Source organism: Rhizobacter sp. OV335 (assembly GCF_900142965.1).
Taxonomy (GTDB): Bacteria; Pseudomonadota; Gammaproteobacteria; order Burkholderiales; family Burkholderiaceae_C; genus Rhizobacter.
Genome location: NZ_FRCQ01000018.1, coordinates 92229 through 115416, shown reverse-complemented (window position 1 = coordinate 115416; position 23188 = coordinate 92229). Strand labels below are relative to the sequence as shown.

Here is a 23188-nt window from a genome sequence, read left to right as displayed (position 1 = left end):
GTGCGCCATCCCCGTGCAACAGGAAGACGGCGCCCCGAAGGGCGCCGTCCGAGGCAGGGCTAAAGCCTGATTACTTCGTCTTGGCCGCAGCGACCAGGCGGTCCTGCGCCTGGGCCGACGTGATCTTGTCGTCGTTCCAGAACTGCGACACCACGTCCTTGATCGCGCCTTCGGCAGCCGAAGGAACGGCCATGCCGTGGGCGATCGACGGAACCAGCGTGCCGGCCTTCGAGGTCGACACGAAGTCGGCTGCCGAGGTCTTCGCGCAATCGTCGAATTTCTTCAGGTCCATGCCCAGGCGAACCGGGATCGAGCCCTTGTTCAGGTTGAACACTTCCTGGAATTCCGGCGACATGATCGCGGTGGCCAGGTCCTGCTGGGCCTTCTGGTTGGCCGGATCCTTCAGCTTGAACAGCGCGAAGCTGTCGACGTTGTAGGTGTACGACTTCGCGGTGCCGGGGGCGGCCACGCAGGTGAAGTCCTTGCCCGGGACCTTGCCGGCAGCCAGGAACTCGCCCTTGGCCCAGTCGCCCATGATCTGCATGCCGGCCTCGCCCTTGATCACCATCGCGGTGGCCAGGTTCCAGTCGCGGCCCGGAGCGTTCTTGTCGGTGTAGCCCTTGACCTTGCGGAAGGTCGTCAGCACCTTGTCCATCGTCGCGCTCTTCAGCGAGCCGGCGTCGAGCTGCACCAGTGCCTTCTTGTAGAAGTCCGCACCGCCGACGCCCAGGGCGACCGCCTCGAACGTGGTGAAGTCCTGCCAGTTCTGGCCGCCGTGGGCGATCGGGATGATGCCGGCCTTCTTCAGCGCTTCAGCGGCGACGAAGAACTCGTCCCAGGTGGTCGGCACCTTGGCGCCGGCCTTCTTGAAGGCTTCCGGGTTGGCCCACAGCCAGTTCACGCGGTGCACGTTGACCGGCGCGGCGACGTAGTGGCCCTGGTACTTCAGGCCGTCGGCGATGGCCTTGGGCAGCAGGTCGTCCCACTTGTTGGCCTTGGCGACGTCGTCCATGTTGGCGAGCACGCCTTCCTTGGCCCATTCCTGGATCGACGGGCCCTTGATCTGCGCCGCGGCCGGGGCATTGCCCGACACCACACGCGACTTCAGCACCGTCATCGCCGAATCGCCACCACCACCGGCGACCGCGAAGTCCTTCCAGGTGTGGCCCTTCGACTGCATCGTGGCCTTCAGTTCGGCGGCCGCCTTGGCTTCGCCGCCCGAGGTCCACCAGTGCAGGACTTCCACCTCGCCGGCTTGCGCCAGCGTGGCAGTCATCAGGCCGGCGGCCATCATCGCGAGGCTCAAGCCGCGCACGGTACGTTGGGAAATCGACATGCATGTCTCCTGGGGGTCAGAGTTATGGAGCCTGACGTATCAAGCGGTGGCGATGTTAATGTTTCATTAATGTCCTAACAATAGAACATGAACCTAGGACTTTCCCGGGGTCACGCAGGTCACGCACAATCGCGAGCCTCATGAACGCGCCTTCCTACTCGCCCGCCCGGTTCGACCGCCTCGACGCGCTGCGCGCGGTCGCCATCCTGTGGATGGCCGCGTTCCACTTCTGCTTCGACCTGAACTACTACCACTTCATCCGGCAGAGCTTCACGTCGGATCCGTTCTGGCTCACCCAGCGCACCTGCATCGTCACGCTGTTCCTGTTCTGCGCCGGCTTCGGGCAGGCGGTCGCGTGGGAACAGGGCCAGGGCTGGCCGCGCTTCTGGCGCCGCTGGGCGCAGGTGGCGGGCTGTGCGCTGCTGGTCAGCGCGGGTTCGTATCTGATGTTCCCGCGCAGCTTCATCTACTTCGGCGTGCTGCACGGCATCGCGGTGATGCTGATCGTCACGCGCGTCACCGCGAATGCCGGCCGCTGGCTGTGGCTGCTGGGCGCGGTGGCGATCGCGCTGCCGCGGCTGCTGCAGCACCCGTGGTTCGACACCCGGCTCACCAACTGGATCGGCCTGATCACGCACAAGCCGGTGACCGAGGACTACGTGCCGGTGCTGCCGTGGATCGGCGTGATGTGGTGGGGCCTGGCCGCCGGCCAATGGGTGCTCGCGAACCACCGCGAGTGGGTCACCGGCGCGTTGCCGAAGGCCTTGCACCCGTTCGCGGTGCTCGGGCGCTGGTCGCTGAGCTTCTACATGCTCCACCAGCCGGTGCTGATCGGCCTGCTGCTGGCGGTGACGATGCTGCGCCGCTGACCTGCGCACGCGCCGACGAAACGCCGCAACCTGTGATACACCGGTGACTCGCTCTTCGCCGCATCGGTCGGCGGGATGGTCACGATGGTCCAACGACGTCGTCCGATGACCTCCGGTAGTTCGAGGAGGCTCTCGAGAAGGCGCGCATCGGAGAACGGATGACGCGTTTGTCGGTTCAGCAGCTCGCGACGGCGGGCTTTCTGGTGGCGGTGGCCGCCATCCTCAGCCTCGCGGCCATCGGATGGAACTTCGCACGCCAGACGCTCGAGGCCTCGGCCTTCGTGAGCCACACCCAGCAGGTGATCAGCGTGACCTCCGACATCCAGTCGGACATCTACCGCAGCGAGGCGGCGCAGCGCGCCTTCATCGCGAGCGGCAACCGGGTCTACCTCGAGGAGCGTGACGCCACGCTGGCCGTGATCGACGCCGGGCTGCGCCAGTTCGCGTGGCTCACCGCCGACAACCCGCAGCAGCAGACGCGGGTGTCGGAGCTGCGCGGCGAGATCGCGGCGCGCGTGCAGATCTTCCACGAGAACGAGGCGCGCTTGCCCAGCGAGACGCCGCAGTCGCTCGACGAACGGGTCGCGCGCGGCGTGCGGCGCCTGGACCGCGTCCGCGCGCTGCTGGACCAGATCAACACCGAGGAACGGCGGCTGCTCGCCGAGCGCGAGGGCGTCGAAGACCAGCGCTCGCAATCCACGGTCACCACCTTCGTCGTGTTCCTGGTTGCGCTGGTGCTGCTGCTGGGCGTGATCGCCTGGCGGCTGCGGCTCGACTGGGCCGCGCGCCAGCGCGCCGAGCAAGCGGTCGCCGAAGAGCGCCGCTACGACGCCTTGCACGCCCGCGCGCTGACGCTCTACAACGCGCAGTCGACGCGCGAGGTGGTGCTGGCCGAGACGCTGGCGCTGATCGGCGAGAACCCGCTGTTTCCGGTGGCCGTGTTCTACGAGCACGAGGAATGGGGCGGCGTGCTGCGCACGGTGGCGCGGCACAACGCGCCGGCCGACCTGAAGAGCGTGCTGCGCATCGACGACGGCGCGGTCGGCGCGGTGGCGCGCAGCGGCAGGCCGGCGTATTTCGACCGCTTCGACGAAGCGAGCGGGCTGCGCATCGAGACCGGGCTGGCGACGCTGCGCCCGGCCGCGCTGCTCATTTCCCCGGTCAGCTACCAGGGGCGCTTGATCGGCGTGCTTGCGCTGGCCGCGTCGGCGCCGCTGTCGACGCGCGACCGCGGCTTCATCGAGCGGCTGTGCGCGCAGTTCGCGGTGGCGCTGCACAACCTCGGCCAGTTGCAGGAGCTGAACCTGCTGGCCGAACAGTTGCGGGTGCGCGGCGAAGACATCCAGATCAAGAACGCCGAGCTCGAGAAGGCCAACCGCATGAAGAGCGAGTTCCTGGCCAACATGTCGCACGAGCTGCGCACGCCGCTGAACGCGGTGATCGGCTTCTCGGGCCTGATGAAGGACGGCCTGGCCGGCGAGATGAACGCCGAGCAGCTGGAATACACGAACGACATCCACGTCAGCGGCCGGCACCTGCTGAGCCTGATCAACGACATCCTCGACCTGTCGAAGGTCGAGTCGGGGCACATGCCGCTCGAGCTGGGCGTGGCCGAGCCGTCGCACGTCATGACCAGCGCGGTCTCGCTGATGCGCGAGAAGGCGTCGACGCAGCGCCTGCGGCTGAACGCGGTGTGCGCGCCCGACCTCGGCAGCCTGCAGCTGGACCTGCGCAAGTCCAAGCAGATCGTCTTCAACCTGCTGTCGAACGCGATCAAGTTCACGCCCGAGGGCGGCGTGGTCACGCTGGCGATGCAGCGCGTCGCGCGCGCCGATGTCGACGGCGTGCTGGAGGCGCAGGACACACGCGTCTTCCGGCCGTCCGAGCGCACGCTGCCGTCGTTCCTGGAGATCCGCATCGAGGATTCCGGCATCGGCATCGCGCCCGACGGCATCACGCGGCTGTTCCAGCCCTTCGTGCAGATCGATTCGTCGCTGTCGCGCGAATACGAAGGCACCGGCCTCGGGCTGATGATGGTCAAGCGCCTGGTCGAACTGCATGGCGGCGGGCTGATGCTGCGCAGCACGCCGAACGTCGGCACCACCTTCGTGGTCTGGCTGCCGTGGCGGCCGGCGGGCGACGACGCGGAGCGCGCGCAGCGCGAGCAGGCGCCGCCCGAGCCGGTCGTGTTGCCGCCGCCGAACGGCAAGCCGCGCGAGATCGAGCCCGATGCGCCGCTGATCCTGGTCGTCGAGGACGACCCGCGCACCGCGACGCTGATGCGCGCCCAGCTCGAATCCAACGGCTACCGCGTCGAGGTCGCGCGCAGCGCCGAAGAAGGGCTGACGCGGGCCGCGGCCCTGATGCCGGCCGCGCTGGTGCTCGACATCATCCTGCCCGGCCGCGACGGCTGGGAGCTGCTGTCGCAGCTGAAGGAGCAGGCGCAGACCGGGCACATCCCGGTCGTCATCGTGTCGATCACCGCCGAGGCGCGGCGCGGCTTCGCGCTCGGCGCCTCGCAGGTGCTGACCAAGCCGGTCTCGAAGGACGACCTGCTGGCCGCGCTGGCGGCGGTCGGCCTGGAAGGGCAGCTGCCGGGGGCGCGCGTGCTGGTGGTCGACGACGATCCGAAGGCCGTCACGCTGGTCGGCAAGCACCTGCAGTCGGCCGGCTTCGTGCCGATGCTGGCCTACAGCGGCCGCGAGGCGCTGGAGGTGGTGCGCCAGCAGCGGCCGGCACTGATCGTGCTCGACCTGATGATGCCGCAGCTGTCGGGTTTCGACGTGATCGAGGCGCTGCGCGGGCGCAGCGACACCGCCGACATCCCGATCATCGTGCTGACCGCCAAGCTGCTGACGGTGCAGGACCGCGCGCTGCTGAGCGGGCGCGTGCAGCAGGTGATGGAGAAATCCGAGTTCCAGCCGGCCAGCCTGCTGGCCGAGGTGAAGCGGGCGCTGGCCAAGGGACGGCCGCGACGGACATGACGATGGACCATGGTGCCACGCCCTCGATCCTGGTCGTCGACGACAACCCGGCCAACCTGAGGCTGTACCGCGCGACGCTGCAGGACATGGGGGCCGAGATCCACACCGTCGACAGCGGCGAGGCAGCACTCGAGCGCTTCGCGCAGCGCTCGTGGGCGATGGTGCTGCTGGACGTGCACCTGGCCGGCATCAGCGGCTTCGACGTGGCGCGCCGCCTGCGCGAGCTGCCGGGCGGTGCCGACGTGCCGATCGTGTTCGTCTCGGCGATCTACACCCATGAGGCCGACACCTTCGCCGGCTACCGCATCGGCGCGGTCGACTACATCCTGTCGCCGATCGTGCCGGAGATCCTGCGCGCCAAGGTCGCGGTGTTCGTGCGCCTGCACCGCATGCGCCGCGAGACCGAGGCGCAATCGATCGCGATGGAGCGTGCCTACCGCGAGCTGCGCAGCGCGCATGCCGAGATGGAGGCGTTCAGCTATTCGGTGTCGCACGACCTGCGCACGCCGCTCGGGCAGATCGCCGGCTTCGCGCAGTTGCTGCAGCAGGGCCACGGGCATTCGCTCGATGCCAAGGGCCAGGGTTTCCTGGGCCACATCCAGGGCGCGGCCCAGCGCATGAACCGCCTGATCGACGACATGCTGGTGCTGGCGCGCATGTCGCGCACCGAGATGCAATCCGAGCCGGTCGACCTGGCGGCGATGGCCGGCGAGATCGTCGGCGAGCTGGCGCAGGCGCAGCCGCAGCGCCAGGTGGCGTGGCGCCATGATGACGACCTGACGGTGCAGGGCGACCCGGGGTTGCTGCGTGTCGCGTTGTCGAACCTGCTGGGCAATGCGTGGAAGTACAGCGCTGGGGCCGCGGCGCCGCAGATCGAGTTGCGGCGCGCCGGCACGGTGGGCGATGCGGCGTTCTGCGTGCGCGACAACGGTGCCGGCTTCGACGCCGCGGCGGCCGGCGAGCGGCTGTTCCGGCCGTTCCAGCGCTTCCACCCCGGCTCGCAGTTCCCCGGCAACGGCGTGGGCCTGGCGATTGCCCAGCGGGTCGTGACCAAGCACGGCGGGCGCATCTGGGCCGAATCGGCACCGGGCCGGGGCGCCACCTTCTACTTCACGCTGCCGCCGCTGCCGGCGGCGCCAGCATCCGCCTGACACGGGCGACACGAGCACAAGGCGAGGACAACACACCATGGCACGCATCCTGGTCGTCGAAGACAACGCACAGAACCGCAAGCTCGCGCAGCTGGTGCTGCAGAAGGGCGGGCACGAGGTGCTGTGTGCCGAGGGCGGCGAGGAGGGCGTGCGGCTGGCGCGCGAGCACCTGCCCGACCTGGTGCTGATGGACATCCAGATGCCAGGGATGGACGGCCTGGAGGCGACGCGGCTGCTGCGCGCCGGGCCGACGACGGCGGGGCTGAAGATCATCGCGCTGACGGCGCTGGCGATGAAGGGCGACGAGGAGCGCATCCTGCGGTCCGGCTTCGACGCCTACCTCGCCAAGCCCTTCGACTACGCCGAGCTGGTCGGCCTGGTGCAGCGCCACCTCGCCTGACCCGCCGCACGGCGCTGGCCGTACCATCGCCCCATGAGCAACAAGATCCTGTTCGGCTTCCACGCCGTCACCGTGCGGCTGAAGACCGCGCCCAAGTCCATCCTCGAGATCCACGTCGACCCGAGCCGGCGCGACCAGCGCATGCGGCAGTTCGTCGAGCGGGCGACCGAGGCCGGCGCCAAGCTGATCGACAGCGACGACGACCGCCTGCAGAAGCTGTGCGGCTCGCACCGCCACCAGGGCGTGGTCGCGCGGGTCGAGGCGATGGCGATGAGCCATTCGCTGGACGACACGCTCGACGCCGTCGAAGAGGTCCCGCTGCTGCTGGTGCTCGACGGCATCACCGACCCGCACAACCTGGGCGCCTGCCTGCGGGTGGCCGACGGCGCCGGCGCGCATGCGGTGATCGCACCGAAGGACCATGCGGTCGGCATCAATGCCACCGTCTCCAAGGTGGCCAGCGGCGCGGCCGACACGGTGCCCTACTTCATGGTCACCAACCTGGCACGGACCTTGAATGAGCTGAAGGAACGCGACATCCTGATCGTCGGCACGTCGGATGACGCAGCGCAGTCGTTGTACGACATCGACCTGACCGGACCGGTCGCGCTGGTGCTCGGCGCCGAAGGCAGCGGCATGCGCCAGCTGACGGGCAAGACCTGCGACGTGCTGGTGCGGCTGCCGATGCGCGGCGCGGTCGAGAGCCTGAACGTCTCGGTGGCCAGCGGCATCTGCCTGTACGAGGCCGGGCGGCAGCGGATGAAGCAACAAGCCGACTGACCCGCGCACCGGAGCACGCCATGCCGACCATTGCCGTCAACCACCCGCTCGTGCGACACAAGATCGGCCTGCTGCGCGAGGCCGACATCTCGACCAAGAAGTTCCGCGAGCTGACCCACGAGCTCGCGCGGCTGCTCGCCTACGAGGCCACGGCCGACTGGCCCTTGACCAAGACGACGATCGAATGCTGGAGCGGTCCGGTCGAGATCGACCAGATCAGCGGCCGCAAGGTGACGGTGGTGCCGATCCTGCGGGCCGGCCTCGGCATGCTCGATGGCGTGCTCGACATGATTCCGAACGCGAAGATCAGCGTCGTCGGGCTGTCGCGCAACCACGAGACGCTGCAGCCGGAGCACTACTTCGAGAAGTTCGTCGGCCACCTCGACGAGCGCACCGCGCTGATCGTCGACCCGATGCTGGCCACCGCCGGCTCGATGATCGCGACCATCGACCTGCTGAAGCGCCGCGGCTGCACCGACATCCGCGCGCTGGTGCTGGTGGCCGCGCCGGAGGGCGTCGCTGCACTGCAGCAAGCCCACCCCGACGTGCGCTGCTGGACGGCGTCGATCGACAGCCACCTGAACGAACTCGGCTACATCATCCCGGGCCTCGGCGACGCCGGCGACAAGATCTTCGGGACCAAGTGAATTCGCGGCCTGCAGCGTGCTGCAGTGCCGCATGAATGTTCGTTGGATATCCCTATTGCTCGGGGGCCGTTCACCAAAGCGTCACCGCTTCAGGCCACACTCTGCGTTCGTGCTGAGCACGGTGTGACGGTCGCGACACCGTCGTTAACTGTGGAGCGACGTTGAGTGACATTCAGACCCTTGAAGGACCGCTGTTCGACCCCTATCGTCTGTCGGTGACCCGAGGGAGACCCCCGATGAAGAGCCCGTTTCGTTTCTGGATGACCGGTGGCATTGCGATGATCGTCGCAGCCCTGGGTGGTTCGCGCGCCTTTGGTGCCGAGGAGCGGCTGACGCGAGCGAGCGTGAGCCGGTTCGGCGTGACCGAGACGGTGCAGCGCATCGAAGCCTGCGCCGAGCGGCATGGCATGCCGGTGCTGGTGCGGCTGCAGCAGAGCGTCGGCGAGGACAATGATCGCCAGCGCCTGGTGATCGTCTTCGAATCGACGCAAGGCGGCACGCCGGTGCTGATGACCAGTTCCGATGCGTCGCCCGACCTGCTGCTGCGCGTGGTGGTGCAGCGCGGCGCGAACGGCAGCACCGAGGTGATGTGGCGCGGCGCGGCGCTCGACGAACTGCCCGAGGGGCTGTCGCCGGAACTGCTGCACGACCTGGCTGATTTGCCGGCGCTGGTGGCTGAAGCGCTGTCCTGATCGGGTCTGCGCGGCAAAGGCGCGTGCGGGGAGGCTGTGGCGCGCCGGACGGGGCGGTCGACGCGCCCCCGGGGGGCGCATCGACTCCGCTCCGCTGACTGGTTTGATGGCCCGTCGCCGAAACTCCCGTCACTCACTTCGTTCGTTGTGGTCAAACAGTCGGCGACAGTCAGTTCACGATCGCGCTTCGCGCGGGGCCATCAAACCAGCCAGCTCCGGCGCCCCGTCCCTATTGGCGCTCCACAGCCTCCCCGCACGCGCCTTTGCGAGACGCCGTGCTCCTTTGGGGGTTGAAACACTGAAGTGAAGGTTGGTCCCCGGATGGGCATCCGGGCTAAGAGTCGCGCGTGTTTTCTACGCATCGAGCCACTGCCTCGGCAAAGGCGCGGGCGGGGGGTGTGGGGAGCGCCAATAGGGACGGTGCACTGGCCGGCGAGCCCCACACCCCCCGCCCGCGCCTTTGCTCGCGCAAAACTACGCAAGCCCTTCAACCTGCGAATCAGACCCAGCCCAGCGCACCGACGACGGCGCCGAGCGCCACCAGCCACAGCGGGCTGAGCCGCGTCATCAACATCACCAAGACCGTCACGCCGATCAGCACGATCGCCGCGGGCCGGTCGCGCACCGGATCGGCCAGGATCCAGCCGGTGGCCAGCAGCAGGCCGAGCGTCAGCGGCGCGAGGCCGGTCTTGAACGCCCGCACGCCCAGCGTGTCGCGCCGCGAATGGCTCCAGCGCGTCGCCCACAGCGCGAGCGTGGTCGACGGCAGCATGATCCCCAGCAGCGTGGCAGCAGCGCCCGCAAGGCCCGCCGCATTGAAACCGAGCACCGCGACGAACAGCACGTTCGGTCCCGGCGCCGCCTGCGCCAGCGCGACCGACGCGGTGAACAGGTCGTCGCTCAGCCAGTGCCGCTCGCCGACCACGTAACGGTGCATGTCGGGCGCGGTGGTGATCGCGCCGCCGACCGCCAGCAGGCTCAGCATCAGGAAGTGGGTGAACAGCGCGAGCAGGTCGCCGACGCTCAAGCCGTGCATGCCCAACTCAGTCACTTGCGCAGCCTCCACCAGGCGGCCGCGATGCCCAGCGAGCCCAGCCCCGCGAGCACCCAGATCAGCGACCAGCGCATCAGCGCCACCATCACGAAGGTGCAGGCGCCGATCGCGAGGCTGAGCGGCAGGCCCATCTCGTTGCGCTTCAGGCTGACGGCCAGCTTCAGGCCGGTCGCGATGATCAGCCCCGCCGACACCGCGCCCATGCCGCGCAGCGCGCCGCTGACCAGCGGGTGCTGCGCCGCCCGCGCGTACAGCGCGGCCAGCACCAGCACGATGACGAGCGGCGCGAGCATCATGCCGGCCAGCGCGGTGAATGCGCCGCGCAGGCCGAAGAAGCGGTCGCCGATCATCAGCGACAGGTTCACGATGTTCGGCCCGGGCAGCACCTGGGCGACCGACAGGATCTCGACGAACTCGTCGCGGTCGAGCCAGCGTTCGCGCTCCACCAGCTCGCGCTGCGCGACGGCCAGCACGCCGCCGAAGCCCTGCAGCGCGAGCCGGTTGAAGACGCGGAACAGCTCGCCGAGCGAGCCCGGCTGGCGCAGCGCGGGCAGCGGTTCGCTCAACGGATGACTCGCAGCGCTTCGGGGTTCACCAGTTTCGTCGGCGTGCCATTGATGAAGTTCACGACGTTGTCGAAGGCCGCGCTGAAGTAGAGCTCGTAGCTGTCCTGCTCGACATAGCCGATGTGCGGCGTGCACACCGCGTTCTCGAGCCGCAGCAGCGGGTGGCCCTGCAGGATCGGCTCGCTCTCGAACACGTCGACCGCCGCCATGCCGGGGCGGCCGCGGTTCAGCGCCGACACCAGCGCGCCTTCTTCGACCAACTCGGCGCGCGAGGTGTTGACCAGCAGCGCGGTCGGCTTCATGCGGGCGAGGTCGTCGGCACCGACGATGCCGCGGGTCTCGTCGACCAGCCGCAGGTGCAGCGACAGCACGTCGCAGGTCTCGAAGAAGGCCTCGCGCGATTCGGCGGCCTGGTGACCGTCGGCCCGCGCCTTCTCGCGCGAGGCTTCGCTGCCCCAGACGACGACGTTCATGCCGAACGCCCGGCCGTAGCCGGCCACCATCTGCCCGATCTTGCCGTAGCCCCACAGGCCGAGCGTCTTGCCCTTCAGCACCATGCCGAGCCCGAAGTTCGGCGGCATCGAGGCCGATTTCAGGCCCGATTGCTGCCACGCGCCGTGCTTCAGGTTGCCGATGTACTGCGGCAGCCGGCGCATCGCCGACATGATCAGCGCCCAGGTCAGCTCGGCCGGCGCGACCGGCGAGCCGACGCCCTCGGCCACCGCGATGCCCAGCCGCGTGCAGGTCTCGAGGTCGATGTGCGAGCCGACGCGGCCGGTCTGCGAGATCAGCTTCAGCTTCGGCAGCTTTTCGAGCAGCTGGCGCGGGAACTGGGTGCGTTCGCGGATCAGCACCAGCACTTCGGCGTCGCGCAGGCGCACCGCCAGCTGGCCGATGCCCTTGACGGTGTTGGTGAACACCTTGGCATTCAGCTGCTCCAGGCGCTGGGCGCACTTGAGCTTGCGGACCGCATCTTGGTAGTCGTCGAGGATGATGATGTTCACGGCTTTGATTGTGCATGCTCGGCGGGGCGCAGCCACCCCATGCCGGCACGGTGCAGCCAGGAAGGCTAGCATCCGCCCCCACACCCCAAACCCGGAGACGAACAATGTCCCTCACCATGTACTCGGCCAGCGTGCCGATCTTCCTGCGCACCCTCGGCAACATCGGCAAGTGGCTCGACAAGGCCGAAGCCCATGCGCAGGCGAAGAAGTTCGATGTCGCCGTGCTGCTCGGCACGCGCCTGTCGCCCGACATGCTGTCGTTCACGCGGCAGGTGCAGCTGACCAGCGATGCCGCGAAGTTCGGTGCCGCCCGGCTGGCCGGCATCGAGTCGCCGAAGTTCGACGATGTGGAGACGACGCTGCCCGAGCTGCGCGAGCGCATCGCGAAGACGGTGGCCTTCCTCGAATCGATCCCGTCCGAGAAGATCATCGGCAGCGACGACCGCGACGTGACGATCCCGCGCCGCGACGGCCCGCTGACGCTGAAGGGCGAGGTCTACCTGCGCACCTTCGTGCTGCCCAACTTTTTCTTCCACGCGACGACGATCTACGCGCTGCTGCGCCACAACGGCGTCGAGCTGGGGAAAAGCGATTACCTGGGGCCGCTGCAACCCTGAGGCGGCAGCCGGTCAGAGCGGAACGAACTCCGTGTCGCGGCCGGCCATCGGGAAGGCGGCGTCGAGCTGGCGCCGCACCGCCTTGCGCTCCTCGGGCGGCAGCACGGCCAGCAGCGTGTCGCTCAGTTCGAGCAGCTCGCCGATGTCGCCGGCGATGCGCAGCTGGCGCTTCAGCAGCGCGGCCGACGCCCCCTGCAGGCCCGCCGCCGATTCCATGAAGCACTGCTTCATCTCGACGAAGACACGGCGCGCGGCGACCCGGGCCAATCGCTCCTGCGGCATCCCGGGGATGTTCTGCAGAGAGGCGTCGAGCTCGGGCGAAAGTCGTGCAGTTTTCATGGCGATGGCGGGTGTCTTCACTGGCATGGCTTTCGGCTGGCGCGCACGCTGGTGTAGGTGCCCTGGCATTCTGTACAGCGGCCGGTGCCGCAGATCGCACGAAATGAGGCACTTCTGCCTGCCGTTCATCGGGGCCGGCTACGCTGCGCGGGAACGCACTGGAAGGAACGAACGATGAAATGGCTGCGGCGCGGAGTCGTGGGGCTGGTGGTCGTGCTGCTGCTGGCGGCGGCGCTGCTGTGGGTGGTTGCGCGGCGCACGCTGCCGCAGCTCGACGGCGAACAGCGTGTCGACGGCCTGCGCGGCGAAGTGCGCATCGAACGCGATGCGCAGGGCGTGCCGACCATCCACGCGGCCTCGCGCGAGGACGCGATGTTCGGCCTCGGTTTCGCCCACGCCCAGGACCGGTTGTGGCAGTTGGAGACGCACCGCCGCATCGGCGCGGGCCAGCTGGCCGAGGCCTTCGGCGAGCCGGCGCTCGACACCGACCGCTTCCTGCGCGCGCTCGGCGTGCGCCGTGCCGCGCAGGCGCAGTGGCAGCGGGCCAGCCCGGCCACGCGGGCCGCACTCGAGGCCTACAGCGCCGGCATCAACGCCTACCTCGCCGGCTCGCTGAAGGCGCGGCCGCCGGAGTTCGTGCTGCTCGGGCTGCAGCCGCAGCGCTGGACGCCGGTCGACAGCCTGGCCTGGGCGACGATGATGGCCTGGGACCTGGGCGGCAACTGGTCGAGCGAGCTGCTGCGGATGCGCTTGTCGCTGAAGATGCCGGTCGAGCGCATCAACGAGCTGTTGCCGCCGTACCCCGGCGAGCAGCCGCTGGCGACGGCCGACTACGCGGCGCTGTTCCGCGGGCTGAAGGTCGACGGCACGCTCGGCCGCCAGGCGCTGCTGAGGGCGCCAGAGTCCGGCGTCGAAGGCGTCGGCTCCAACAACTGGGTGGTCGCCGGCTCGCACACCGACAGCGGCAAGCCGCTGCTGGCCAACGACCCGCACCTGAAGCTCAGCGCGCCGTCGCTGTGGTACCTGGCGCGGCTCGACGCCCCCGGCTTCCAGGTGGCCGGCGCGACGATGCCCGGCCTGCCGATCGTCGTGCTCGGCCAGAACGAGCACATCGCCTGGGGCTTCACCAACACCGCGCCCGACGTGCAGGACCTGTACCTCGAACGCATCCGGCCCGACGACGCGACGCAGTACCAGACCCCCGACGGCTGGACGGCGTTCGAGCGCAGCACTGAAGTCATCAAGGTCAAGGGCCATGCCGACGTGACGATGACCGTGCGCAGCACCCGGCACGGGCCGGTGATCTCGGACGCCGGCGGCCCGACCGAAGGGCTGACCGGTGTGCCGAACGCGCCCACCTACGCCTTGGCGATGCGCTGGACGGCGCTCGATGCGGATGCCGATTCGGTCGATGCTGGCATCGGTTTCAATTCGGCCCGCTCGGTGGACGAGTTCATCGCGGCATCGGCGGGCTATGTCGCGCCGATGCAAAGCATGGTGGTGGCCGACACGCAAGGCCGCATCGCGATGGTGGCGGCCGGGCGCGTGCCGGTCCGTGGGCCCGCGAATGACCTGAAGGGCTTGGTGCCGTCCCCGGGCTGGGACGCGCGCTACGACTGGGTCGGCAGCGTGCCGGCCGGCGAGACGCCGCGCGAGGTCGATCCCGCCCGCGGCTGGATCGCGACCGCGAACCAGCGCATCGTCGGGCCGGCGTACCCGCATTTCCTGACCAGCGAATGGGCGCCGCCGTACCGCCACCAGCGCATCGAGCAGCTGCTGGCCGCGACGCCGAAGCATTCGATTGACAGCCTGCGGACGATCCAGCGCGACCAGCTGTCGCTGGCGGCACTGAAGCTACTGCCGGTGCTGAAGCGTGCGGTGTCGAACCATCCGCTGGCGGCTGCGGCGCAGCGCGAGCTGGCGTCGTTCGACGGCACGATGGCGGCCGATCGCGCCGCGCCGCTGATCCTGTCGGCCTGGACGCGGCAGCTGACGCAGGCGGTGTTCAGCGACGAACTCGGCAGCGCCTTGTACGAGCGGCAGCTCGGCAGCCGCAGTTTTCGCGAAGCGCTGGAGGGCGTGCTGGAACGCCAGGACGGCTGGTGGTGCGACGACAAGACGACGCCGGCGGTCGAGACCTGCGCGCAGCAGGTGGATGCGGCGTTCACGCGGGCGCTCGACGAGCTGCAGCAGTCGCAGGGCGGCGATGTCTCGGCCTGGCAATGGGGTCGGGCGCACCAGGCGCGGGCCGAGCACCGGCCGTTCAGCAAGGTGAAGGCGCTGGCGCCTTGGTTCGAACTGCGTGCGCCGGTGGGCGGCGACACCTACACCATCAACGTGTCGCGGGTCGGCCTGCGGCCGGATGCGACGACCGGCGAGCTGTACCTGGCTGAGCACGGCCCGTCACTGCGGGCTCTGTACGACCTGGGCGACCGGGGGCGTTCACGCTTCATGCAGTCGAGCGGGCAGTCGGGCATCGTGTTTTCACCGCTGTACCGCAACTTCGTCGAGCGCTGGGCGAAGGTGGAAGACGTGCCGGTGTGGGGCGGGGCGGCGGAGCACACGCTGGTGCTGAAGCCACGCTGATGCCGCGCTGATCAGCGGTCGAGAGGTCAGCGGTCGAGCTGAGCCAGCTGGCTGACGATCTCCCGCGTGCTCAGCAGCCGCACGCCCTGGGCGGCCAGCGCCGAAGGCGCTTCCGGGGGTGGGTCACACCGACCCGAACAAGGCCTTGCGCTGCGCGGTGTAGGCCCACCACGGCGCGGCCGGCGCACCGCCCATGAAATCGGTGGCGGCCATGAAGGTGTCGAGCACGCAGGGGTCGTGGCGCTCGCCGGTGATCGCGCACAGCCGCTGATACAGCACGAAGGCATCCTTGCCGCGCAGGTCTTGCGGCGCCTGGATGCCGATCAGCCGCAGGTCGGCGGCCAGCGCCGGGCCGATGTTGGGCAGTTGTTCGAGCGACTTGCACTCCGCGGCACTCGCCGCCTTCGGGGCCTTGATCACCACGGCAGCCTCCATCACAGCATGCTGTTGCGGATCAGGCCGACCGCCAGCCCTTCGAGTTCGAAGTCGACGTCGCCGAACGGCACGACGATGGGCTCGAAATCGGGGTTCTCCGGCAGCAGCTCGATGCTGGTGCGGGTGCGCTTGAAGCGCTTGACGGTGACCTCGTCGCCCAGCCGCGCGACGACGATCTGCCCGTTCTTCGCATCCTTGGCCTTCTGCACCGCGAGCAGGTCGCCGTCCATGATGCCGGCGTCGCGCATGCTCATGCCGCGCACCTTCAGCAGGAAATCGGGCCGGCGGCTGAACAGGCTGGCTTCCATCAGGTAGGTCTGGTCGATGTGCTCCTGCGCGAGGATCGGGCTGCCCGCCGCGACCCGCCCGACCAGCGGCAGCGTGAGCTGCGAGAGGCTGGGCAGCGGCAGGCTGAACTGCTTGCCGCGGCTCTGGTTCAGCGCACGCAATGTGTCAGACTGCAGACGGATGCCTCGCGAGGTGCCCCCCACCAGCTCGATGACGCCCTTGCGGGCCAGCGCCTGCAGGTGTTCCTCGGCGGCGTTGGCCGACTTGAAGCCCAGCTCGTTCGCGATCTCGGCGCGGGTCGGTGGGGCGCCGGTGCGCTCGATCGCGCTCTGCACCAGGTCGAGGATCTGCTGCTGGCGGTCGGTGAGCTTCGGGGTTTCGTTCATCGCGGGCCTCGGGTTGATGATTCGCGCGGCAGTGAGCAGCGGACTGAACATCCATCCAGTGACTGTATTTTTATCCAGCTTCGTGAAAAATGCAAAGAACTGACCCAACCGTCGTCATGCTCGGCACCGGCGGCACCATCGCCGGCACCTCGGCGGCCCCCGGCGACAACATCGGCTACACCGCGGCGCAGCTGGGTGTCGCGCAGCTCGTGAAGGCGGTGCCGGCACTCGCCGCGGTGCCGCTCGAGCCCGAGCAGGTCGCGCAGGTCGACAGCAAGGACATGAGCGCCGACGTGTGGCGCGCGCTGCTGAAGCGGCTCGCCCACCACCTGGCGCGGCCCGAGGTGACCGGCGTGGTCGTCACGCACGGCACCGACACGCTGGAGGAGACCGCGTGGCTGCTGCAGCGCGTGCTCGCGCCGGGCAAGCCGGTGGTGCTGACCGCGGCGATGCGGCCTGCCACCTCGCTGCAGCCCGACGGGCCGCAGAACCTGCTCGACGCGGTGACCGTCGCACAGCACCCCGGCGCGCGCGGCGTGCTGGCGGTGCTCGGCGGCGTGGTGCATGGTGCGGCGGATGTGCGCAAGGTCCACACCTACCGCATCGAGGCCTTCGATTCGGGCGATGCCGGCCCGGTCGGGCGCATCGAGGAAGGGCGGCTGCGGGTGTTTCGCCCGTGGCCGGCCGGTGAGGCGCTCGCTGAAGCGACGCTGGCCCGGCTGGTCGATGGTGCCGAGTGGCCGCGCGTCGACATCCTGCTCAGCCATGCGGGCGTCGACGGCGCGCTGGTCGATGCGCTGGTCGAGCGGGGCGCACGCGGCATCGTGGTCGCCGGCACCGGCCACGGCACCGTGCACCACGCGCTGGAGTCGGCGCTGCTGCGGGCCCAGGCGGCCGGCGTGCGTGTGCTGCGCTGCAGCCGCGTGGCCGGCGGCCCGGTGTTCGCGCAGCCTGGCGATGTGCTGCCGGCCGGTGGCGAGCTGTCGCCGTACCAGGCGCGCATCGAGCTGCTGCTGCAACTGCTCGCCGACTAGGACATGCTTTCCAGCGCGGGGCTGAACCAGCGGCGCAGCGCTTCTTCCAGTCCGTCCGTGTCGTTGTCGTCGCCGGCCCAGGCCACGCAGGCATCGGGTCGGACCAGCATCGAAGGCCCCGCGTCGACCGCGACGCATCGCACCCACCGCGTGGCGGCCCTCACGAGCTGCGAGGCCTTGCCGTCCGTGGAGGCGTCGAGAAAAACGCCGCGCCCGTCCTGCATCAGCTCGCCGATCGAGACATCGCCGACCAGCCGGCCGACCTCGTCCCGTGCCGACCCGAGTTCGTACCGCGTCGACAGGCCGCTCATCGTCTCGCCGATCAACCGGTTCACGTCGTCGAACGCCATCAGCGTCGCGACGAGCTCGCGCATCGCACCCGCTTGCGGATCGGGCCGCAGGATCGCGACCTGGGCCAGCGTGTTCTGCAGAACGGCTTCGGCCGCGGGGCGCCGCTCGGCGGTGTAGCTGTCGAGCAGGCTGTCCGGCATCTCGCCGCGAATCACCGCCGCGAGCTTCCAGCCGAGGTTCGCCGCGTCCACCAGGCCGAGGCTCAGGCCCTGGCCGCCGAACGGCGAATGGACATGCGCCGCATCGCCGGCCAGCAGCACCCGGCCGCGCCGGTAGCTGTCGACGAGCCGCGTGTTGTCCGCCCACCGGTTGGCGCTGGCAAGTACGTTCACGCGGACATCGGTGCCGCTGATGCGACGCAGCACCGCCTCGATCTCGTCGCGCGTGACCGGCGCCTGCCGGTCTTCGGGCGGGCCGGTGAAATCCAGCATGAACAAGCGCCCCGGCACCGGCCCGTGCGAGAACACGCCCGCCGGCGTGCGATGCCAGCCCACCGGCAGCAGGCGGTCGGGATGGTCGATCTCGGCGACGGCCTGGTAGAAGGTCGAGGTCGGCGCGGTGCCGGGGAAGTCGAAGCCGGCCATCTTGCGGATGCTGCTGCGCCCGCCATCGCATCCCACCAGCCAGGCGCAGCGCAGGCGGCCTGCGCCGGCCGGAGACGCCCACGCCACGTCGATGCCGTCGTGCTGCTGCACGAAGCCGGTCACCTCGCAGCCGCGGCGCACCTCGATCCCGAGCGCGCCGGCGCGCTCGGCCAGCATCGCCTCGACGCCCTGCTGGTCCACCGGCCGGGCACGCCGCTCCGGTTCCTTCTGCGCATCCTTGCGAATGAGGGCGAGGCCGGCGAAATGGCCGCTGAACTTCGACCCCGGCCCGCGCGCGGCGGCGCCCGGCTGCGTGATGAACTGCTGCATCGCCGCGACGCTGCGCGCCTCGGCATTGGCGAGGGCCTGCGCCATCCCGCGGCGCATCAGCGCCTCGCTGCCGAGCGGCCCGACCGACATCGCCTTGATGGCCATGCTCGGCGCGGCCAGGCGCTCCAACACGACGACGCGCGCACCGCCCAGGCCCAGCTCGATGGCGGCCAGCAGCCCGACCGGCCCGGCACCGACCACCACCACATCCACCGGCATTTCCATGTACTGCACTCCAAGTTGTACTGAGTACAGTAAATGTACTCAGTACAATGAAGACATGTCAATCCCGTCCGACCTGCGATCCCGCAAGCGCCTCGCCACGCGGCAAGGCATCTCCAACGCCGCGACGCGCCTTTTCCTGGCGCGCGGCTTCGACAAGGTGACGGTGGACGAGATCGCGGCGGCCGCCGACGTCGGGCGGATGACGGTGTTCAATCACTTTCCGCGCAAGGAAGACATGTTCTTCGACCGCGACGAAGAGGTCCGCGAGGTGCTGCGCGACGCGTTGCGGCAGCGCGAGCCGGGCGTCTCGCCGATCGAGGCGCTGCGCCTGCTCGCGCACCGGCTGGTCGACGACGGCAGCCCGTACGTCGAGTTCTCCGCGGACAGCCAGGGCTTCATCGAGACCATCGAAGGCAGCGACACGCTGAAGGCCCGGGCCCGGGCGATACGCGACGAGATCGCGCAGGTCGTCACCGAGGCGCTGGCTGAAGGGGCAGCGCGGGAACCCGGCGATCCGGCCGCGCATCTGGCCGCAAGCCTGCTGCTGGCGACGTGGACCGCCGCTCTCATCCAGGCACACCGGAGCTTTCGCGATCGGCAAGACGCCGAGGCGGCGAAAGCCCTGTTCCTCGCCCTGGTCGACAAGGGCACCCTCGGGCTGAACGCCGCGATGGTGGGCACGCCTTACGCGTGAGCCATCGCGGCCGGGACGCTCAGGCTCAGGCCAGCGTCAGCGCCACGTCCACATTGCCGCGCGTCGCGTTCGAGTACGGGCAGATCTGGTGCGCCGCGTCGACGATCTTCTGCGCGACCGCGCGCTCGACGCCCGGCACCGTGATGGTCATCGCGACCTGGATGCCGAAGCCTTGCGGGATCGGGCCGATGCTGACGCTCGCGGCGATCGAGGTGTCGGCCGGCAGGGCCACCTTCTGCTGGCCGGCGGCGACCTTCATCGCGCCGATGAAGCAGGCCGAGTAGCCGGCCGCGAACAGCTGTTCCGGGTTGGTGCCGACGGCGCCGTTGCCGCCCAGTTCCTTCGGCGTGGTCAGGCGCAGGTCCAGCACGCCGTCGGACGACTTCGACGTGCCTTCGCGGCCGCCGGTGGAGGTGGCGTGGGCGGTGTACAGGGCTTTTTCGAGCTTCATGGTGTCTTCCTCTTCAGTGGTGGGGTGGTTGGGTCGGGATACAACGTTCACGCATGCGCCGCATCGGGCGCGTCATCGAGCAGCTGCTGGCGCAGCTGCTGCAGGCGTTGGGTCAAGTCGGTCAGCTCGCCGACGCTGCAGCCGCTGGCCTGGGCCAGCTGCGCGGGCACGGCGCGCGCCTGCTGGCGCAGCGCGCGGCCTTCGGGCGTCAGGCTGACGATCACGCGGCGCTCGTCGTCGGCGGCGCGCTGGCGCTGCAGCCAGCCGGCGGCTTCCATGCGCTTGAGCAGCGGCGTCAGCGTGCCGGAGTCGAGGAACAGCCGCTCGCCGAGCTCGCCCACCGTCAGCGCATCGCGCTCCCACAGCACCAGGAACGCCAGGTACTGCGGGTAGGTGAGGCCGAGCGGCGCGAGCAGCGGCTTGTACAGCTTGGTCATCGCGAGCGAGGTGGAGTACAGCGCGAAGCAGACCTGGTTGTCGAGCTGCAGCCAATCCACATCGGCCGGCAGCGCGGGCGCGCTGCTGCGGTCCTGTCGACGGGGGCGGTGTGTGCTTGCCATGGACGAGACTGTATTCTCAATCTGGCAATTGAATTGTGTGCAATATAAATCCCCGGCTGGCGGGAGGGAGATCCCGGGTTGGCACCCGGGCTACCGGAGCAGTTGCGGGTTGGCGCGGCAGATCGACAGCAGGCCTTTCGCTGCGAGGAGCGTCGCCGCAGTGAGGCCGGCGGCGGAAGGATTCTTCCGCAGGGACACGTCGCCTCCGTAGACCTTGCCGACGACGTTGGAGGCCATCTCCGGCGCGGCATCGGGCCGCGGCGTGCGCGGGCGGCTGCCCAAGGCCTGGCCGAGCGCGTTCGTGCCGCGCTCGCGTGCGCGGCTCGGGGTGGCCGTGCTGTCGCCAGGTCGGGTGCTCAGGCTGCGCGGTGCACGTTCGGCCAGCCCCTTGATTCCGTTGATTGCCATCGCGTCCTCAGACCTTCATGAACGTGAGCAGGTGGTCGGGCTCGGCGGCGCTGCCGAGCACGGCGGCGGCCTTCTGCTGCTCCTCGCGCAGCAGGTAGCTCAGCGGGCTCTCGACACCATCGGGCGGCCCTTCGATCTCGCGGCTGGTCGCGATCAGCAGCGTGATCGCGTCGGCGCGGTAGCTGTTGCGGTCGCCGCTGCGGCCTTCCATCAGCTCGTCGGCCACCTCGTCGATCAGCGCGCGAAAGCGCCCGAGCAGCGCCGGGTTGATGGTCGGTGCCGCGGCCGGCTCGGCGGCACGGGCGGCGGTGTTCCGCTGCCCGGCGTTGCTGCCCGACCGGTCACCTGTCTGCGCTTTCTGGAGGGCCATCATGGGAACGAACGATAGGCCGTGCGCCGCGGCGCACCAGCCAGCGACCGGAAGCCGCGTGTGGCAGCGCGAAGCGGGTCAGGTGCCCAGCGCGTCCAGCTCGCCAGTCACCTCGAGCCAGCGGCCCTCGGCCGCGTCGAGCTCGTCGCCGAGCTGCTTCAGCCGCTTGCCCTGCTCGACGCGCTGCGCCGCGCTCACGTCCGGGCGGCCCGAGGCCTCGGCGATGTTGGCCTTCTCCTGCGTCAGCGACGCGATGCGCTTCTCGAGCGTTGCCAGCTCGGTGCGCAGCGGCTTGGTCTGCTCGGCAGCCTTCTGTCGTTGCTGGGCGCCGGCCTTGCGGTCGTCCTTGCCCGGCTTCGGTGCCGCCGCAGCGGCAGCGGCTTCCGCCTTCTTGGCCTTCGCCTTCGCCGACCCCGCCTCGCGCGCTTCCTTCGCCATCTCGCGCGAGGTCTCGAGCAGCCACTTCTGGTAGTCGTCCAGGTCGCCGTCGAACGGCTTCACCGCGCCTTCGCTGACCAGCCAGAACTCGTCGCACACCTCGCGCAGCAGCGCGCGATCGTGGCTCACCAGCATCACCGTGCCCTCGAACTCGTTGAGCGCCATCGACAGCGCCTCGCGGGTGGTCAGGTCGAGGTGGTTGGTCGGCTCGTCCAGCAGCAGCAGGTTGGGGCGCTGCCACACCAGCATCGCGAGCACCAGCCGCGCCTTCTCGCCGCCGCTCAGCGAGCCGACGGCCTGCGTGACCATCTCGCCGACGAAGCGGAACGAGCCGAGGAAGTCGCGCAGCTCCTGCTCGCGCGCCTGTGGGCCCACATCGCGCGCGAGCCGGATCATGTGCATCAGCGGGCCGTCGTCGAGCGACAGCACGTCGAGTTCCTGCTGCGCGAAGTAGCCGATCGACAAGCCCTTGCCCTCGGTGACCTCGCCGGCCACCAGCGGGATCTCCTTCGCGATGGTCTTCACCAGCGTCGACTTGCCCTGGCCGTTGGCGCCCAGGATGCCGATGCGCTGGCCGGCCAGCACCGAGCGGTTGACGTTGCTGACGATCGGCACGCCGGCGTAGCCGCACGACATCACCGAGAACGCGAGCATCGGGTTCGGCAGCGAGAGCGGCTCGCGGAACTCGAACTGGAAATCGCTGCTGGTCAGCACCGGCCCGAGCTTCTCCATGCGGGCCAGCGCCTTCACGCGGCTCTGCGCCTGCTTGGCCTTGCTGGCCTTGGCCTTGAAGCGGTCGATGAACTTCTGCAGGTGGGCCATGCGCTCCTGCTGCTTCGCGAAGTTGGCCTGCGCCTGCATCATCCGCTCGGCCCGCATTTCCTCGAACGCGGTGTAGTTGCCGGTGTAGCGGGTCAGGCGCGTCTCGTCGAGGTGCAGGGTCACGCGGGTGATCGCGTCGAGGAATTCGCGGTCGTGGCTGATCACGATCATTGTGCCCTCGTAGCGCTGCAGCCAGGCTTCCAGCCACACCAGCGCGTCGAGGTCCAAGTGGTTGGTCGGCTCGTCGAGCAGCATCAGGTCGGCCGGGCACATCAGCGCGCGGGCCAGTTGCAGCCGCATGCGCCAGCCGCCCGAGAAGCTGTTGACCGGCTCGTCGAGCTGGTCGAGGCGGAAGCCCAGGCCCATCAGCAAGGCCTGCGCACGCGGGCGGGCCTCGAAGCCGCCAGCCTCGGCGATCAGCTGGTGCGCCTCGGCCATCGCATGGCCGTCGTCGGCCGCCTCGGCCGCGGCCAGCGCGGTGTTCGCGGCGTTCAGCCGGGTGTCGCCTTCGAGCACGAAGTCGGTGGCCGAATCGTCGGTTTCCGGCATCGACTGCGCGACCTCGCCGACCAGCCAGCGCGGCGGGATCGCCACGTCGCCGGCATCGGACTGCAGCCGGTGCGTGAGCAGCGAGAACAGCGAGGACTTGCCGGCGCCGTTGCGCCCGACCAGGCCGACCTTCTCGCCGGGCTGCAGCGTGACGCTCGCGTCCTGCAGCACGATCTTGGTGCCGCGCCGCAGCGTGACGTTCTTGATGACAATCATGGGTAACTCACCAACGGGAAAA

General features: G+C 69.5%; 24 protein-coding genes. 11 read left to right on the top strand and 13 right to left on the bottom strand.

The window, feature by feature from the left end:
• Positions 1 to 70: 70 nt before the first annotated feature.
• Positions 71 to 1294, bottom strand: a complete 1224-nt coding sequence (locus BUE42_RS18990) for an ABC transporter substrate-binding protein (RefSeq protein ID WP_143171602.1) — start codon at positions 1292 to 1294, stop codon at positions 71 to 73.
• A 182-nt stretch (positions 1295 to 1476) separates the two neighbouring features.
• Here BUE42_RS18990 and BUE42_RS18985 point away from each other — a divergent pair, with 182 nt between their 5' ends.
• The 7 genes from BUE42_RS18985 to BUE42_RS18955 all read left to right on the top strand — a co-directional run bounded on the left by BUE42_RS18985 (position 1477) and on the right by BUE42_RS18955 (position 8859).
• Complete coding sequence (locus BUE42_RS18985) at positions 1477 to 2205, top strand: acetyltransferase domain-containing protein (protein ID WP_073466813.1); 729 nt, start codon at positions 1477 to 1479, stop codon at positions 2203 to 2205.
• A gap of 158 nt (positions 2206 to 2363) precedes the next feature.
• Entirely contained in the window at positions 2364 to 5189 is a 2826-nt protein-coding gene (locus BUE42_RS18980) for a response regulator (protein ID WP_073466812.1), read from the top strand.
• A gap of 2 nt (positions 5190 to 5191) precedes the next feature.
• Positions 5192 to 6340, top strand: coding sequence for a sensor histidine kinase (locus tag BUE42_RS18975; RefSeq protein WP_073466811.1), 1149 nt, complete (start codon positions 5192 to 5194; stop codon positions 6338 to 6340).
• 37 nt (positions 6341 to 6377) lie between these two features.
• On the top strand, positions 6378 to 6740 hold the full coding sequence (locus BUE42_RS18970; RefSeq protein WP_073466810.1) for a response regulator: 363 nt from the start codon (positions 6378 to 6380) through the stop codon (positions 6738 to 6740).
• A gap of 33 nt (positions 6741 to 6773) precedes the next feature.
• Positions 6774 to 7520 (top strand): 23S rRNA (guanosine(2251)-2'-O)-methyltransferase RlmB, encoded by a 747-nt coding sequence (gene rlmB, locus BUE42_RS18965; protein ID WP_073466809.1) that lies wholly within the window; start codon positions 6774 to 6776, stop codon positions 7518 to 7520.
• A gap of 20 nt (positions 7521 to 7540) precedes the next feature.
• Positions 7541 to 8167 carry a uracil phosphoribosyltransferase gene (gene upp / locus BUE42_RS18960; RefSeq protein WP_073466808.1) on the top strand — a complete coding sequence of 209 codons (627 nt, stop codon included), beginning with the start codon at positions 7541 to 7543 and terminating at the stop codon, positions 8165 to 8167.
• A 236-nt stretch (positions 8168 to 8403) separates the two neighbouring features.
• Positions 8404 to 8859, top strand: coding sequence for a hypothetical protein (locus BUE42_RS18955; protein ID WP_073466807.1), 456 nt, complete (start codon positions 8404 to 8406; stop codon positions 8857 to 8859).
• Between the two features lie 499 nt (positions 8860 to 9358).
• Here BUE42_RS18955 and BUE42_RS18950 read toward each other — a convergent pair whose 3' ends face one another.
• Genes BUE42_RS18950 through BUE42_RS18940 form a run of 3 tightly spaced genes read right to left on the bottom strand, consistent with a single transcriptional unit; the run spans position 9359 to position 11483 of the window.
• Positions 9359 to 9895, bottom strand: coding sequence for a chromate transporter (locus BUE42_RS18950; RefSeq protein ID WP_073466871.1), 537 nt, complete (start codon positions 9893 to 9895; stop codon positions 9359 to 9361).
• 11 nt (positions 9896 to 9906) lie between these two features.
• Positions 9907 to 10479, bottom strand: coding sequence for a chromate transporter (locus tag BUE42_RS18945; protein WP_073466806.1), 573 nt, complete (start codon positions 10477 to 10479; stop codon positions 9907 to 9909).
• A complete protein-coding gene (locus BUE42_RS18940; RefSeq protein ID WP_073466805.1) occupies positions 10476 to 11483 on the bottom strand; it encodes a D-2-hydroxyacid dehydrogenase family protein in 1008 nt (335 codons plus the stop codon). Before BUE42_RS18940 ends, BUE42_RS18945 begins: the two co-directional genes overlap by 4 nt.
• 104 nt (positions 11484 to 11587) lie before the next feature.
• On the opposite strand from BUE42_RS18940, the gene BUE42_RS18935 reads away from it, so the two are divergent.
• Complete coding sequence (locus BUE42_RS18935; RefSeq protein ID WP_073466804.1) at positions 11588 to 12100, top strand: DUF1993 domain-containing protein; 513 nt, start codon at positions 11588 to 11590, stop codon at positions 12098 to 12100.
• A gap of 12 nt (positions 12101 to 12112) precedes the next feature.
• Here the strand turns inward: BUE42_RS18935 and BUE42_RS18930 are convergent, their stop codons facing one another.
• The gene (locus BUE42_RS18930; protein ID WP_143171596.1) at positions 12113 to 12439 is read right to left on the bottom strand and encodes a hypothetical protein; all 327 of its coding nucleotides are present in this window, start codon (positions 12437 to 12439) and stop codon (positions 12113 to 12115) included.
• A 174-nt stretch (positions 12440 to 12613) separates the two neighbouring features.
• On the opposite strand from BUE42_RS18930, the gene BUE42_RS18925 reads away from it, so the two are divergent.
• Positions 12614 to 15025 (top strand): penicillin acylase family protein, encoded by a 2412-nt coding sequence (locus BUE42_RS18925; RefSeq protein ID WP_073466802.1) that lies wholly within the window; start codon positions 12614 to 12616, stop codon positions 15023 to 15025.
• Positions 15026 to 15148: 123 nt separating this feature from the next.
• Here BUE42_RS18925 and BUE42_RS18920 read toward each other — a convergent pair whose 3' ends face one another.
• Both BUE42_RS18920 and lexA read right to left on the bottom strand, forming a co-directional pair.
• Positions 15149 to 15460 (bottom strand): helix-hairpin-helix domain-containing protein, encoded by a 312-nt coding sequence (locus BUE42_RS18920; protein WP_073466801.1) that lies wholly within the window; start codon positions 15458 to 15460, stop codon positions 15149 to 15151.
• Positions 15460 to 16134: a transcriptional repressor LexA gene (gene lexA, locus BUE42_RS18915; RefSeq protein WP_073466870.1), complete on the bottom strand. Its 675-nt coding sequence runs from the start codon at positions 16132 to 16134 to the stop codon at positions 15460 to 15462. Before lexA ends, BUE42_RS18920 begins: the two co-directional genes overlap by 1 nt.
• 116 nt (positions 16135 to 16250) lie before the next feature.
• Here lexA and BUE42_RS18910 point away from each other — a divergent pair, with 116 nt between their 5' ends.
• Positions 16251 to 17168, top strand: coding sequence for an asparaginase (locus BUE42_RS18910; protein WP_235002455.1), 918 nt, complete (start codon positions 16251 to 16253; stop codon positions 17166 to 17168).
• Here the strand turns inward: BUE42_RS18910 and BUE42_RS18905 are convergent.
• Positions 17165 to 18658 carry an FAD-dependent monooxygenase gene (locus BUE42_RS18905; RefSeq protein WP_073466799.1) on the bottom strand — a complete coding sequence of 498 codons (1494 nt, stop codon included), beginning with the start codon at positions 18656 to 18658 and terminating at the stop codon, positions 17165 to 17167. The two genes, BUE42_RS18910 and BUE42_RS18905, sit on opposite strands and share 4 nt — an antisense overlap.
• On the opposite strand from BUE42_RS18905, the gene BUE42_RS18900 reads away from it, so the two are divergent.
• Positions 18597 to 19352: a TetR/AcrR family transcriptional regulator gene (locus tag BUE42_RS18900; RefSeq protein WP_235002453.1), complete on the top strand. Its 756-nt coding sequence runs from the start codon at positions 18597 to 18599 to the stop codon at positions 19350 to 19352. The genes BUE42_RS18905 and BUE42_RS18900 overlap by 62 nt on opposite strands.
• A 25-nt stretch (positions 19353 to 19377) precedes the next feature.
• Here the strand turns inward: BUE42_RS18900 and BUE42_RS18895 are convergent, their stop codons facing one another.
• From BUE42_RS18895 to BUE42_RS18875, 5 genes are all read right to left on the bottom strand, one after another.
• The gene (locus BUE42_RS18895; RefSeq protein WP_073466797.1) at positions 19378 to 19803 is read right to left on the bottom strand and encodes an organic hydroperoxide resistance protein; all 426 of its coding nucleotides are present in this window, start codon (positions 19801 to 19803) and stop codon (positions 19378 to 19380) included.
• Between the two features lie 47 nt (positions 19804 to 19850).
• A complete protein-coding gene (locus BUE42_RS18890) occupies positions 19851 to 20363 on the bottom strand; it encodes a MarR family winged helix-turn-helix transcriptional regulator (protein WP_073466796.1) in 513 nt (170 codons plus the stop codon).
• 90 nt (positions 20364 to 20453) lie between these two features.
• On the bottom strand, positions 20454 to 20771 hold the full coding sequence (locus BUE42_RS18885) for a hypothetical protein (RefSeq protein WP_073466795.1): 318 nt from the start codon (positions 20769 to 20771) through the stop codon (positions 20454 to 20456).
• Between the two features lie 7 nt (positions 20772 to 20778).
• Positions 20779 to 21144: a hypothetical protein gene (locus BUE42_RS18880; RefSeq protein WP_073466794.1), complete on the bottom strand. Its 366-nt coding sequence runs from the start codon at positions 21142 to 21144 to the stop codon at positions 20779 to 20781.
• Between the two features lie 75 nt (positions 21145 to 21219).
• Positions 21220 to 23166 (bottom strand): ABC-F family ATP-binding cassette domain-containing protein, encoded by a 1947-nt coding sequence (locus tag BUE42_RS18875; protein ID WP_073466793.1) that lies wholly within the window; start codon positions 23164 to 23166, stop codon positions 21220 to 21222.
• Between the last annotated feature and the right edge of the window lie 22 nt (positions 23167 to 23188).